Origin of the sequence: Cellulomonas flavigena DSM 20109 (genome assembly GCF_000092865.1) — a bacterium.
Lineage (GTDB): Bacteria > Actinomycetota > Actinomycetes > Actinomycetales > Cellulomonadaceae > Cellulomonas > Cellulomonas flavigena.
Genome location: NC_014151.1, coordinates 496,432 through 510,195, shown reverse-complemented (window position 1 = coordinate 510,195; position 13,764 = coordinate 496,432). Strand labels below are relative to the sequence as shown.

13 protein-coding genes are annotated in these 13,764 nt (G+C 74.7%); 9 read left to right on the top strand and 4 right to left on the bottom strand.

What is annotated here, in order from left to right:
* The first annotated feature begins 264 nt into the window (after nt 1-264).
* Nucleotides 265-1,263, top strand: coding sequence for a hypothetical protein (locus CFLA_RS02405; protein ID WP_013115728.1), 999 nt, complete (start codon nt 265-267; stop codon nt 1,261-1,263).
* 72 nt (nt 1,264-1,335) lie between these two features.
* On the top strand, nt 1,336-2,085 hold the full coding sequence (locus CFLA_RS02400; protein WP_013115727.1) for a phosphotransferase: 750 nt from the start codon (nt 1,336-1,338) through the stop codon (nt 2,083-2,085).
* 144 nt (nt 2,086-2,229) lie between these two features.
* On the opposite strand, the gene CFLA_RS02395 is transcribed toward CFLA_RS02400, so the two are convergent.
* Entirely contained in the window at nt 2,230-2,532 is a 303-nt protein-coding gene (locus tag CFLA_RS02395; protein WP_013115726.1) for a DUF1540 domain-containing protein, read from the bottom strand.
* 250 nt (nt 2,533-2,782) lie between these two features.
* Entirely contained in the window at nt 2,783-4,609 is a 1,827-nt protein-coding gene (locus CFLA_RS02390; protein ID WP_013115725.1) for a phosphoenolpyruvate carboxykinase (GTP), read from the bottom strand.
* 302 nt (nt 4,610-4,911) lie between these two features.
* On the opposite strand from CFLA_RS02390, the gene CFLA_RS02385 reads away from it, so the two are divergent.
* The 4 genes from CFLA_RS02385 (at nt 4,912) to CFLA_RS02370 (ending at nt 7,939) form a co-directional block, all read left to right on the top strand.
* A complete protein-coding gene (locus CFLA_RS02385; protein WP_013115724.1) occupies nt 4,912-5,751 on the top strand; it encodes a DUF4397 domain-containing protein in 840 nt (279 codons plus the stop codon).
* Between the two features lie 135 nt (nt 5,752-5,886).
* Entirely contained in the window at nt 5,887-6,555 is a 669-nt protein-coding gene (locus tag CFLA_RS02380) for a class F sortase (protein WP_013115723.1), read from the top strand.
* A gap of 60 nt (nt 6,556-6,615) precedes the next feature.
* A complete protein-coding gene (locus tag CFLA_RS02375) occupies nt 6,616-7,182 on the top strand; it encodes an RNA polymerase sigma factor (RefSeq protein ID WP_013115722.1) in 567 nt (188 codons plus the stop codon).
* Nucleotides 7,166-7,939, top strand: a complete 774-nt coding sequence (locus tag CFLA_RS02370; protein WP_043598718.1) for an anti-sigma factor — start codon at nt 7,166-7,168, stop codon at nt 7,937-7,939. Before CFLA_RS02375 ends, CFLA_RS02370 begins: the two co-directional genes overlap by 17 nt.
* 12 nt (nt 7,940-7,951) lie before the next feature.
* On the opposite strand, the gene CFLA_RS02365 is transcribed toward CFLA_RS02370, so the two are convergent.
* Nucleotides 7,952-9,580, bottom strand: coding sequence for a SulP family inorganic anion transporter (locus CFLA_RS02365; protein ID WP_013115720.1), 1,629 nt, complete (start codon nt 9,578-9,580; stop codon nt 7,952-7,954).
* Between the two features lie 241 nt (nt 9,581-9,821).
* Between CFLA_RS02365 and CFLA_RS02360 the strand changes: the two genes are divergently transcribed.
* Together CFLA_RS02360 and CFLA_RS02355 are read left to right on the top strand one after the other, a co-directional pair.
* Nucleotides 9,822-10,226, top strand: coding sequence for an ArsR/SmtB family transcription factor (locus CFLA_RS02360; protein ID WP_013115719.1), 405 nt, complete (start codon nt 9,822-9,824; stop codon nt 10,224-10,226).
* Entirely contained in the window at nt 10,223-10,843 is a 621-nt protein-coding gene (locus CFLA_RS02355) for a methyltransferase family protein (protein ID WP_013115718.1), read from the top strand. The genes CFLA_RS02360 and CFLA_RS02355 overlap by 4 nt, the downstream gene beginning before the upstream one ends.
* A 66-nt stretch (nt 10,844-10,909) precedes the next feature.
* Here CFLA_RS02355 and CFLA_RS02350 read toward each other — a convergent pair whose 3' ends face one another.
* The gene (locus tag CFLA_RS02350; protein ID WP_013115717.1) at nt 10,910-12,871 is read right to left on the bottom strand and encodes a right-handed parallel beta-helix repeat-containing protein; all 1,962 of its coding nucleotides are present in this window, start codon (nt 12,869-12,871) and stop codon (nt 10,910-10,912) included.
* Nucleotides 12,872-13,142: 271 nt separating this feature from the next.
* Between CFLA_RS02350 and CFLA_RS02345 the strand changes: the two genes are divergently transcribed.
* Nucleotides 13,143-13,712: an NADPH-dependent FMN reductase gene (locus tag CFLA_RS02345; RefSeq protein WP_013115716.1), complete on the top strand. Its 570-nt coding sequence runs from the start codon at nt 13,143-13,145 to the stop codon at nt 13,710-13,712.
* Nucleotides 13,713-13,764: the final 52 nt, after the last annotated feature.

Below are 13,764 nucleotides of genomic sequence, written 5' to 3'. Positions count from 1 at the left end.
GCCGGGCCCGTCCACCCGGGCCGCCTGCTGTGACAGCCTGCCATATCCGACCGAACGGATGAACAGGGCGCTGCACGTCCGGCATACCGACCGAACCGCGCACAGGTGCAGGTGGCGGGCTCGTGCAAGCGCCTTCCGTAGCGGTGTGCAGCCCTGACGGGCGGCGATGCCGGCCAGGACGGGCGACCGGGTGATCTCGTTCCCGAACGGGTGAATCCACCCACTCCGGCGTCATGATCCGCGCGGTCACCCCTCTCTCCTGGTGTGACGACCAACATCGACAAGGACGGGCACGCCCTCCCCCAGGGCCTGCGGGAGCGCTGGCGCTCGGAGAGCGTGGCGTCCGTGTGGCGGCGTCCCTCCGACTGGTACCACCCCGCCGTGGACGCGCTCGCCGTCGCGGTGCTCGCGGACGCCGACCCGTCGGGCGCAGCCTTCGACCTGGGCCGCGCGCGCGGCGAGCACGGCGTCGGCATCGGCGAGGCGCTCGACGACCTCGTCTGCCTCTACCGCTCGACGGGCCGTGCGATGCCCCCGCTCGACGCCGTCCGGGCCCTCAACGAGGGCTGGTCGGACGCGCAGGCGGACCTCGTGGTCTCGGGCGCGTGCATCGATGCCGAGACGGGCCTGCCGACGCAGCAGTACCTCACCGTGCGGCTGGCCGAGGCGTACCTCGACGCCGAGCAGGAGGACCTGGACCCGGCGATGCTGCACGGTCTCACGGTCGTCGACGTGGCCGCGGGGCACGTCACGGGCCTCGTGCGCGCGGCACGGTCCGCGGCTGTCGGCGCCGCGCTGCGGGAGGCGTTCGGCTCGGGGCACCCGATGGCGACGCTGGGCGGCGGGGTCTTCGTCGTCCTGACGCGCACCGACGACGCGATCGAGGACCATGTGGCCGAGCTGCGTGCCGACATCGAGCGCCGGTGCGCGGACCGGGATGTCGCGGTGACGGTCCGCCGGCCGGTCCGCGTCTGGGTGGAACCGCTCCCGGAGACGCACGCCGAGGCCGTGCAGCGCCTCGGCCACCTGGCGCGGCCCGAGCCGTGGGAGGGCATCCCGCGTCCCGCGGAGCCCGCGGACGCGGCGGGGACCGACGCCCCCTCGTCGGGCGGGTCGGGCAGGCTCGGCGCCGCGCTGCCGCCCGGGGTCCTGGCCGCCGACCTGTGGCCCTACGGTGCGGCCGAGAGCCCGGCCCGCGGTCGCCACGTCGCGGACGAGCACCGCCCCGACGAGCCGCTGACGGGACCGGGACGCACCGCCTGAGGTGCGTGCGGCAGCCCGCGCCGGGTGGGCCCACCGCGACAGAACCGTACGAACGGCGTTAACGTCGTTGTCATGCATCCGGGTGACGTGGCTCCGCACGGCTCGGCTCCGGCCGCCGACGTCCCGGGTCACCTCCTGACCTCGGGGACCTGGGCCGACGTCTACGCGCTCGACGACGAGCGCGTGCTGCGTCGGTACCGCGAGGGCCGCGACGCGTCGCCCGAGGTCGAGCTGCTGCGCCATGTCCGCGCGCACGACTTCCCGGCACCGGACGTGCTCGACGCCCACGGCTCCGACATCGTCATGAACCGGCTGCACGGGCCCACGCTCCTGCAGGCGCTCGGCGCTGCGGAGATCACCCTGGCCGACGCCGCGCAGGTGCTCGCCGACCTGCACCACCTGCTGCACGACGTCCCGGCCCCCGAGGGCTGGGGCTCCGCGACCGCCCGCGACTGGCCGGCGCTCGCGGGCGGCCCCGTCGTCGTGCACCTCGACCTGCACCCGGGCAACGTCGTCCTCACCGAGCACGGCCCCACGCTCGTGGACTGGGCCAACGCCCGCGCCGGGCACGCAGAGCTCGACGTCGCCGTGACCGCGCTGCTCGTCGCGGAGGTCGCGGTCGACGCGGGCGGCGACTACTCGCAGGCCGCCCGCGCGCTGCTCGCCGCCTTCCTGCACGCGAGCCAGGTGTCGCCCCGCGCCGCGATCGACGACGCCGCCGGCCTGCGCTCGGTGACGCCCGGCCTCCTGGCGGGCGAGCGCGAGCTCGTGCCGCGGGGCGCGGCGCTCGTCCGCTCCCTGCTGGACCTCACCGGGTCCTGAGGAGTCCGCACCGGATCGTCCTCCCGCGTGGAGGACGACCCGGTCACACCTGCCGTACGCGGGAGAGCGATCCAGTCACGGCGCGTCCGCGCGTCGAGCGCTCGACGACGGGTCGGCTGCCGCCCGCGCGGGCACCGGCGGACGTCAGGCGGGGCGCGCCGTGTACGTCAGGCAGTCCGCGAGGTCGCGCCCGGCGCCGATGCGCACCGAGGGTGCGCCGCACTCGAGGTGCGAGTTGTGCGTGCAGTCCTGCCGCTGGCAGGCGCCGACGTGCGACACGACGCGGTCGAGCCCGCCCTTGACGCTCAGCGGGATGAAGGTGGCGCACTGTGCATCGCCGGTGCCACCGATGGTGACAGCGGCAGCGTGGCATGACGAGTGGTCGTTGTAGGAGCAGCCGGCGACCGAGCACTCGGCCACGGCGGGAAGCTCTGCAAGGGTGCTCACGGGGACCTCCGGGATGCGGGCGGCGTGCGCGTACCCCTCGACGGTAGACCCGCTCCGCCGCCGGCGCCAAGGAAGGCGAGGCTGCCCATATCCGCAGGTCAGGGCGCATGTTTACGCAATGCCAACCTTGCGCAATCCCACCACGGGCGCTGATCGACGCCGCGCGAGGCAGCCGGGGCACCCCCCTCCTGCCGAGCCGTCGATCCAGCCCTCCCCACCGGGGCGGGATCGACGGCTCGCGGGTGGGGGGTCAGGGCGTGAGGCGGTGGCGGACGTCGGCGAGGGCGGCCGTGACCTGGGCCGGGACGCGGTCGCCGAGGCTCGCGAGCCACGCGGCGGTGCGGTCGGTCTCGGCGCGCCAGGCGTCGGGGTCGACACGGAGCAGCGCGGCGAGGTCCTGGTCGGTGACATCGGTGCCGCCGACGTCGAGCGCGCCCGGAGCGGGCACGAGGCCCACGGGCGTGTCGACGGCCTCGGCCGTGCCGGCGACCCGGCCCAGTACCCACGCGAGCACCCGCACGTTGTCGCCGAACCCCGGCCACAGCCAGCGCCCGTCGGCGTCCGTGCGGAACCAGTTGACGCTGAACACCGCCGGCGCGCCGGCCCCGAGCCGCTCACCGACGCGCAGCCAGTGCGCCCAGTGGTCGGCCACGTGGTAGCCGCAGAACGGGAGCATCGCGAACGGGTCGCGGCGCAGCTCGCCGACGGTGCCCTCGGCGGCGGCGGTCTGCTCGGAGGAGACCGTGGCACCCATGAGCACGCCGTGGGCCCAGTCGCGTGCCTGCACGACCAGCGGCACCACCGACGGACGCCGCCCGCCGAACAGGATCGCGTCGACCGGCACGCCCTGCGGGTCGTCCCAGTCGGGGGCGATGGTCGGGCAGCGGTCGGCGCGGACGGTGAACCGGGAGTTGGGGTGCGCGGCGGGGCGGCCCGCGTCGGGCGTCCAGTCGCGGCCCTGCCAGTCGACCAGGTGCGCGGGCGGCTCGGCTGTCAGGCCCTCCCACCACACGTCGCCGTCGTCGGTGAGCGCGACGTTGGTGAAGACGGTGTCGCTCGCGACCATCGCGACGGCCGTGGGGTTGGTCCTCACGCCGGTGCCCGGCGCGACGCCGAAGAACCCGGCCTCGGGGTTGATGGCACGCAGCCGGCCGTCGAGGCCCGGGCGCATCCACGCGATGTCGTCGCCGATGGTCTCGGCGGTCCAGCCCGGCAGCGCGGGCGTGAGCATCGCGAGGTTCGTCTTGCCGCAGGCGGACGGGAACGCCGCGGCGACGTGGAACGCGCGCCCCTCGGGCGACGTGAGGCGCAGCAGCAGCATGTGCTCGGCGAGCCACCCGCCGTCGCGGCCCATGACGGACGCGATGCGCAGCGCGAAGCACTTCTTGCCGAGCAGCGCGTTGCCGCCGTAGCCGGACCCGTACGACCAGATCTCGCGGGTCTCGGGGAAGTGCACGACGTACTTGGTGGGGTTGCAGGGCCACGGGACGTCGTCCTGGCCGGGTGCCAGCGGCGCACCGACGCTGTGCAGCGCGGGCACGAACGCGCCGTCGGTGCCGAGCTGCTCGAGGACGGCCGTCCCGACCCGCGTCATGAGGTGCATGCTCACGACGACGTACGGCGAGTCGGTGAGCTCGACGCCGTACTCCGCGAGCGGCGAGCCGACGGGGCCCATCGCGAACGGGACGACGTACATGGTGCGCCCGCGCATCGACCCCGCGAAGACCTCGCGCAGCTCGGTGCGCATCTCGTGGGGGTCGCGCCAGTTGTTGGTGGGGCCGGCGTCGTCCTCGCGCTGCGAGCAGATGAACGTGCGGCTCTCGACGCGCGCGACGTCGTCGGGGTCCGAGCGTGCGAGGAAGCTGCGGGGGCGGCGCTGCGCGTCGAGGCGGACGAAGGTGCCCCGGGTGACGAGCAGCTCGCACAGCCGCGCGTACTCCTCCTGCGAGCCGTCGCACCAGACCACGGCGTCGGGCTGCGTCAGGGCGGCGGTGACGGCGACCCAGGCGCGCAGCTCCGCGTGGGCGGTGGGTGCCGCGGCACCGGCCGCCGTGGCCGGGATCTCGAGCATCGTCATGACCGTTCCTTCCGCGCGGCGCCCCACGAGTCCGGGGCGGGCCGTGCGGCACCGGCGCGGTGCCGCCCTCCCACCGTCGCCCCGCGACGGGCCGGCGGCGAGCGCTCGGCGCGAGAAGTTCGGGCGATCTTCCTGCGGCCGGAAGAGCGCCCGGCGGTGCCCGCCGACGCGCCCGCGACGACCTCGGAGGAACTTTTTCGAAGAAAGTTCAACCAAGGTGCATCCAGATCCGCACCCGCGAGGGAAGTAGGGGTGTCAGCACGTCCTCGCCCGCCACGCGGGCCCCACGGAAGGACCCCACGATGCGCGCACGACTCCTCACCGGTACGGCTGCCGGTGCTCTGGCCCTCGGTCTCGTCGCCTCGATCGCGGCGCTCCCGGCCTCCGCGGCCACGGGCAGCTCCGCGAAGCTCTCGGTGCTGCACGGCGTCCCGGACCTCACGGTCGACGTCTGGGTGAACGGCGAGCGCACGCTCGACGACTTCACGCCCGGCACCCTCGCCGGCCCGCTCGACCTGCCCGCCGGCACGTACTCCGTGGCCATCACGGCGGCCGACGCCGCCGACGCGTCCTCGCCGGCCATCGGCCCGGTCGACCTCACGCTCGCCGCGGGCGGCAACTACACGGCCGTCGCGCACCTCGACGCGTCCGGCGACCCGACCGCCACGCTCTTCACCAACGACACCAAGCCGACCGCCGCCGGCCAGGGCCGCCTCACGGTCCGCCACGTCGCCGCGGCACCCGGCGTGGACGTCCTCGCGGGCGGCCAGGCCGTCGTGAAGAACCTCACCAACCCGAACGAGCAGACCCTCGACCTGCCCGCCGGCACGGTCTCCGCCTCGGTCGTCGCCACGGGCACCACCGAGCCGGCCCTGCTCGGCCCGGCGGACGTCCCGGTCACCGAGGGCGCCCTGACGGTCGTCTACGCGTGGGGCTCCGCCGAGGCCGGCAACCTCGCGATCGCGTCGCAGACGGTCTCCGGCCTGCACTCCGACCCCGCGGGCGTCCAGGCCGGCCAGGTCGGCCTGGCCGACCGTTCGACCGCGCTGCCCGTCGCGCTGACCATGCTCGTCGCCGCCGGCCTGACCGGTGCGGCCGTCGCCGGCCGCCAGGTCGCGCAGCGCGCCACGGCTCGTCGCTGACCTTCCCAGCGACGTGAGGTGCGACGTGCCCGGCGACCGACGCTCCCCCCGTCGGACGCCGGGCACGTCCACCGCCGGCCGCCGCGCGCTGCCCCCGGCGCGCGGCGGACCCCTCCCCGGACCAAGGAGCACCACGTGACGACACGGACCCTGAGGGCGGCGCTGGTGGCGCTGCTCGCGGTGACGACGGCGGCGTCGTGCGGCACGTCACCCGAGGCGGCGGCGCCCGCCCCCTCGCCGACACCCGTCGCGTCGACCACCCCGACCCCACCGCCCCCCGGCCCCGCGGTCCCCGACGTGCCCGTCGTCGACGCGGGGCTCGACGCCCTGCCCGCACCGGCCCCCGCGCCCGTGCGGGTCGCAGTGCCCGACCTCGGGATCGACATGCCCGTCGACGCCGTGGGCGTCGAGGACGACGGCACGATGGAGATCCCCGAGGACGCCGACCGCGCCGGCTGGTACCGCTACGGCCCGGCACCCGCGACCCCCGAGGGCGCGACCGTCGTCGCCGCCCACGTCGACTCCTGGACCACGGGGATCGGCCCGTTCTCCCGGCTGCGCGACGTGGCCGTCGGCGCCCGTGTCGAGGTCACCACCGCTGACGGGACCGTGCACGCGTACGTCGTGCGGGAGGTCACCCAGGTGCCCAAGACCGACGCCCCCGTCGCCCAGTGGTTCGACCGGACGGGTGCCCCCCGGATCGTGCTCGTCACCTGTGGAGGGGCGTTCGACCGCGAAGTGGGGCACTATGCGGACAACGTCGCGGTGACTGCCGACCCCGTCGTGGACGCCGCAGGTGCATGATGAGCGGCGTCGAGCGCACGCGGTGCGCGAGGTACGGAGGCGGTGACGGAGGGAGCGCGGGTGAGCGCGTCGGTGACCGACGACGTCGACGAGCTCGGGCGCGCGTTCGTGGCGGGCGACGAGGCAGCGATCGGCGAGGCGTACCGCCGCTGGTCGTCGCTCGTGCACACGGTGGCGCTGCGCTCGCTGGGCAACGCCTCGGAGGCCGAGGACGTGACGCAGCAGGTGTTCGTCGAGGCGTGGCGGGGACGCACCCGCTTCGACCCCACCCGCGCGCGACTGCCCGCGTGGCTGCTGGGGATCACGCGGCACGCGGTGGCGGACGCCCACGAGCGGCGCTCGCGCGACCGCCGGCTGCGCGAGCAGCCGCAGGTCGCGTCGGACCCGGACCGGGTGCCGGTGACGACGCTCGACCAACGGGTCGTGGACCGTGTCGTGGTCGCGGACGCCCTGGACGACCTGGGCGACCCGCAGCGCACGATCCTGCGGCTCGCGTTCTACGACGACCTCACGCACGACCAGATCGCCGCGAGAATGGGACTGCCGCTCGGGACGGTCAAGAGTCACGTGCGGCGTAGCCTGGCGCGCCTGCGGACCCGATGGGAGGTGGATGGTGCTGTCCGATGACCTGCACGTGGACGACGACACGCTCGCCCTCCTCGCGCTCGGTGAGCACGCCGCGTCCGGTGACGAGCTGGCGCACGTCGCGGGCTGCACCCGCTGCACCGGTGAGGTCGACGCCCTGCGCGGCGTCGCCGACCTGGCCCGCGAGTCCGGCCCGTCGACGCTCGTCGCACCGCCGCCCGCGGTGTGGCAGCGGGTCGCCGCCGAGCTGGACCTGGGCGAGCGCGCGCACGCGGCCGCCCGCGGTGACGTCCGCGTCGCCGAGCGCGGGGAGCCCGCCGCCGCCGGCCCCGACCTCGCGACCGTGACACCGCTGGCGTCGCGCCGCCGCCCGCGCTCCGCGTGGCTCGCCGTCGCGGCGGCCACCGGGCTCGTCGTCGGCGGCGCCGGCGCCACGGCCTGGTGGCAGAACCGCCCCGCGGTGACGACCGTGCTGGCCAGTGCCGTCCTCGAGCCGCTGCCGGGATGGGCCGAGACCGGGACCGCGCAGGTGCGCACCGCCGCGGACGGCTCGCGCACGCTCGTCGTCGACCTCGACGGCGCCCCCGCGGCCGACGGGCTGCTGGAGGTGTGGCTGCTCAAGCCGGACGTGTCCGGGCTGGTGAGCCTGGGCATGCTCGACGGGACCAGCGGCGAGTTCGCGGTCCCGGCGGGCGTCGACCTGGCGGAGTTCCCCGTCGTGGACGTCAGCGACGAGCCGCTGGACGGCGAGCCGGCGCACTCCGGGGTGTCGGTGGTGCGGGGAGCGCTGGACGCGTGAGGCCGACGGGCCTCAGTGCCCGCCGCCCGGCTCCCCCGCCATCCGCACCATGCGCTCCGCGCTGACCGGGTCCGTGCCCACGATCGTCACGGTCTTGCCCTTCGACGCGTACTTGTGGCGGATCGCGTCGAGCGTGGCGACGGCCGACGCGTCCCACACGTGCGCCTTCGACAGGTCGATGACGACGTCCTGCGGGTCCCCGGCGTAGTCGAACCGGTAGACGAGGTCGTTGGACGACGCGAAGAACAGCGCACCCTCGACGGCGTACACGCGCGGCCCGTCGTCGTCGCCGTCGAGCCGTGTGACCGTGGTGACGTGCGCGACGCGCCGCACGAACAGCAGGGTCGCCAGCAGCACGCCCGCACCGACGCCGAACGCGAGGTTGTGCGACACGACCGTGACGAGCACGGTCGTGAGCATCACGGCCGTCTCCGAGCGGGGCATGCGGCGCAGCGTGCGCGGGTGGACCGAGTGCCAGTCGAACGCACCGACGGACACCATGATCATCACCGCGACCAGCGCGGCCATCGGCACGACCGCGACGACGTCGCCGAGCCCCACGACGAGGACGAGCAGGAAGACCCCGGCAAGGAACGTCGAGATGCGCGTGCGGGCGCCGGAGATCTTGACGTTCATCATCGTCTGGCCGATGACGGCGCAGCCGCCCATGCCGCCGAGCATGCCGGTGACGATGTTGGCGCCGCCCTGGCCCCACGCCTCGCGCGTCTTGTCCGAGTGCGTGTCGGTGACGTCGTCGACGAGCTTGGCGGTCAGCAGCGACTCCAGGAGGCCGACGAGCGCGACCGCGAGCGCGTACGGCGCGATGATCCGCAGGGTCTCGAGCGTGAACGGCACGTCGGGCACGTGGAGCACCGGCAGGGACTCCGGCAGCTCGCCCTCGTCGCCGACCGTCGGGACCTGCAGCGCGCCCAGGACGGTGGCGGCGGTGAGCAGGACGACCGCGACGAGGGGCGCCGGCACGACCGTCGTCCAGCGTGGCAGCAGCACGATCACGACGACGCCGGCGGCGACCAGCGGGTAGACGAGGAACGGCACGCCCGTCAGGTGCGGCACCTGCGACATGAACACGAGCATCGCCAGCGCGTTGACGAACCCGACCATCACCGAGCGCGGCACGAACCGCATCAGCCGTGCGACGCCCAGCAGCCCGAGCAGCACCTGGAGCACACCGGCCAGCACGATCGTCGCCAGGAGGAAGTCGAGCCCGTGGCGCGGGGCAACCGGGGCCACGACCAGCGCGACGGCACCGGTCGCCGCGGAGATCATCGCGGGCCGTCCGCCGAGGAACGCGATGCTCACGGCCATCGTGAACGACGCGAACAGGCCCACGCGCGGGTCGACGCCCGCGATGACGGAGAACGCGATCGCCTCGGGGATGAGCGCGAGCGCCACGACGAGCCCGGCGAGCAGCTCGGTCCGCAGGCGCCGCGGCGAGCGCAGGGCGGCGAGGACGGAGTGCGACGTGTCGGCCTCGGGCGGGCCGGGGGCAGGGGTGGCGTGAGTGGCGCCGTCGGCGGCGGGCGTGCCGGCGGCGGTCGAGCGGGGCGCCGGGGCGACGTCGTCCGGCGCGTCGTCGGCGCCGCTGCCGGAGGGCAGGGGCGGGCGGGGGGCGTCGGGCATGCGGGTGGTCCGTTCGGGGGCGGGAGGAGCGCGGCGAGGGCGGGCCGCGCACGTCACCGGCTCGTCGACGGGCGTGCGCGCGGATCGACGGCGTGCGGCGCCCGCCCAGGCTAGGCGACGACCGCACGCACCTCGCGCCGGCGCCGCGGCGGAACGGGTGCGCAGAGGGTGGGTTCCGCTGAGCGCGACGAACCCTGCCCACCCCTTCCGTCGGGGTGCAGCACCCGTCTAGCATCGCCCTATGACGATGACAGAGAACGGCGGCGATGCCGCCGGTCAGGGGCTGAGCGCCGCCGCGTGCCTGTTCCGGGCGTTCGGCGACCCCTCGCGGCTCACGATCCTGCAGCACCTCGCCCTCGGCGAGCACCGCGTGGTGGACCTCACCGCGCACCTGGGGCTCGCACAGTCGACCGTGTCCAAGCACCTCGCGTGCCTGCGCGACTGCGGACTCGTCGAGTCACGCTCCGAGGGGCGCTCCTCGCTGTTCCGCCTCACCCACCCCGCGGCGCTCCTGGACGTCCTGGCCGCCGCCGAGCGCGTCCTCGTCCTCACGGGTGACGCGGTGACGCTGTGCCCGACGACGGGCGCGGGCACGACCCCCACGTCGGCCACGCCGCACGACGCCACCGAGGAGACCCCCCGATGACCCCGACGACCGCCGCCGCGACCGGCCTGGTCCTCTACCTCGTCGGCGTCGTCGCCGCGTTCGGCATCCGCACCTGGCTGCACCGCCGCCGCACGGGCAGCACCGGGTGGCGCGGCCTGTCCGGTGCCCCCGGGTCCGCCGAGTGGTGGGGTGGCGCGCTCTTCGCGGCGGCGATCGTCCTCGGCGCCGCGGGGCCCGCGCTCGCCGCCGTGGGCGTCGGCCCGGCACCCGCGGCGCTACCGGGCTCCGTCGCGTGGCTCGGGCTCGCCGTGGCCGTCGTGGGGTTCCTCGCGACGCTCGCCGCGCAGGCCGGCATGGGCGCGTCGTGGCGCATCGGCGTCGACGCGGACGAACGCACCGACCTCGTGACGACCGGTACCTTCGCGCTCGTGCGCAACCCGGTCTTCACCGCGATGGCCACGGCCCTCGTCGGTGTGGTGCTGCTCGCGCCGACGGTCGTCACGCTCGCCGCGCTCGCCTGCCTCGTCGTCGCGGTCCAGCTGCAGGTCCGCGTCGTCGAGGAGCCGTACCTGCGCCGCGCCCACGGCGAGGCCTACGCCGCCTACGCGGCCCGCGTCGGCCGGTTCGTGCCGGGCGTGGGACGCGCCCGCGCCTGACCCCCACGAGATCGAGGTATCCGGGACGCGGATGCCACGGAACCTCGATCTCGCGGGCGGTGCGACCTACAGCAGACGCAGGCGCGCGCTCTTCAGGCCGCCCGCGAGCGGGCCCGCGGGGTGCGGGCCGTCGAGCTGCTCGCCGGCGACGTCCGTGTCGAACGCCGTGGGGCTGCCGTCGACGTCCTCGAACTCCAGGCCCACCAGTCGCACGGGGGGCAGGTCCGCCCCCGTGAGCGCGTCCAGTACGGCCGCGTCGGCGCCGGGCACGTCGACCTCGAGCCACACCTCGTCGCCCTGCGTGACGACCTCGACGCGCGGCGTGCCGTCGAGCACCAGGGGGTCGACCTCGACGTCCGCCGGGCGCGCCCCGCCGGCGAAGACGTTGCCGCGCGAGCAGTACGGCTGCACGCGGCTGCCGAAGCGGTTGTGGTCGCCGTCCCAGCGGTCCCCCATCTCCGTGAGGTACTGCTCGAGGCTCGTCGGGAACCCGTCGTACGCCGCGGTGCCCGTCTGCGACCCGATCCGGCCCCACGAGTCCGGGTGGTACGCCTTGTCGAGGTCACCGCCGGCGAACACGTTGCCGATCCACCGGTCGTCACCGGTGAGGATGATCGCGTACCCCGCCACGTCGGTGGAGTGCGCGCGGTGGTAGGGCGTCGCGCGGTCGAGCATCTGCTTGAGGTTGACCGTCCCGCACAGCAGGTTGCGCACGTACGCGCCGCCCTGCGAGTGGTTCTCCACGGACACCGGCGACGTCAGCACGTTGTGGTCGACGACGTACGGGCCGTGGCTGACCTCGATGAACAGGTCGCGGCTGTTGGCCCACAGCACGTTGCGCGTGATGCGCGTGCCCTGCGTCTGCCAGTCCAGCCAGATGCCGAGCGAGCAGTCGTGGATGCGGTTGTCGGCGATGACGACGTCGATGGGCGCGTGCAGCTTGATGCCCGCGATCTCGTGGCCGTAGAACGCGCGGTCGTTGGCGATGTCGTGGATGTGGTTGCGCTCGATGCGCGAGAACACGCAACCCAGGTGCCCGACGACCGCGTTCTGGCCGCAGTGGTGGATGTGGTTGTCCCGCACCACGTGCGAGCCGATGTGCTCGCGGTCCCAGCCGATCTGCCGCGCCGAGAACACCGACTCCAGCTGGTACTGGTACCCGGGCTTGTCGCCGCGGTCGGTGGCGTAGTTGTCGCCCGTCGACGCCTCCTTGCCCAGCGAGACCGCCGAGCACGTGGCGTCGTGGATGTCGTTGTGCTCGATGACCCAGCCGCGCGCCCAGTTGGGCCCGATGAGGCCGGGCTGGTTCGCGGTCGGGGGCGCCCACTGCGTGGCCGCCTGGCACAGTTCGAAGCCGCGGACGGTGATGAAGTCGACGTGGTGGTCCTGCGGCCAGAACACGGTCGGGCGCACGTTGATCTCGGTGAGCGCCGCGTTCGGGTCGGCGTCGCCGAAGCTCGCGGTGATCGTCGTGACGTCGGCGCCGACCTCGGCGTGCCACACGCGCGGCGTCCGGTCGGGGTCCGGGACGGGCACGACGGTGCCGGTCCAGTCGTCGACGATCTCCTCGCGGCGCGGGGCGTCCGGGACCTCGTCGGCCGTCGCGACCTCGTGCAGGCGACGCCCGTCGAGGTACACCGCACCCAGGTGCTTCTTCGGCTCGTCGCGCCCCGGGCGCACGATCCAGTCGCCGTCGACCTCGACGGCGAAGGGGTTGAACTCACCGAACAGGGCGTTCGGCACCTCGACGCGCCACACGCCGCCACCCAGGGACTCCCAGCCGGTCACCTGCTCGGAGCCCGTGATGCGCACGTGCTCGCCGGGCGCCGCCTGGTAGGTGATGCGGCGGTTCTCGCCGCGGCCGCTGCGGCGCGGGCGGACCCACTCGCGGTACGTGCCGGCGTGCACGGTGACCGTGTCACCGGGGCGCGCGAGCCGGGCTGCGCGGTCGATGGTGCGCAGCGGGGCGTCCTGCGTACCGACGGCGTCGTCGGATCCGTGGACGGAGACGTGGAGAACCTGTGCCATAAATCGACACTACCTGCGGTCCTCGGGCCGCTCCGCGCGAGCCCGTGCCGCGGCGCGCCGCGCGCACCGGGCCGCCCGGGACGGACCTGCCCCCGGCGAGAAGTTCGACACCCCGCCCGCGCTGCTGATGTGCGACTGCGCCGCCGCTGACACCGGGCCGGGGCCCGGCGCCGCACCGGTGGCGCGCGCGGCGGCTCGGCGGGATCGTGGACGACGGGTCCGCGGAGAGCCAGGCCCGCAGCACCCGACCCACTCACCGACGGAGGTCCCCATGAGCACGTACCAGGTCGCGTACTTCGTCGGCAGCCTGTCGTCCACGTCGATCAACCGCACGCTCAGCAAGGCGCTGATCCGCCTCGCGCCCGACGACCTGGAGTTCACCGAGATCCCCATCGGCGACCTGCCGCTGTACAGCCCCGACTTCGACGAGGACTACCCGCCCGAGGCACGGGCACTGAAGGACGCGCTCGCCGGCGCCGACGCCGTCCTGTTCATCACGCCCGAGTACAACCGGTCCATCCCCGGGGCGCTGAAGAACGCGATCGACTGGGCCTCGCGCCCGTGGGGCCAGAACTCGTTCGACCACATGCCGGCCGCCGTGATCGGCGCGTCGATCGGGCAGATCGGCACGGCCGTCGCGCAGCAGAGCCTGCGCGGCGTGCTGACGTTCTGCAACGCCCGGCAGATGACCGCGCCGGAGGCGTACATCTGGTTCAAGCCCGAGGTGTACACGGAAGACGGCGAGGTCACCGACGAGGACACCAAGTCGTTCCTGCGCGGGTTCATGGAGGAGTTCCGCGCCCACGTCGAGCGCGTCCTCACGGTCCTGCCGCGCGACTGACATCACGCGGCCCCCGCCGGGCTCGCCCGCCACCGGGCTCGGCCCGGCGGGG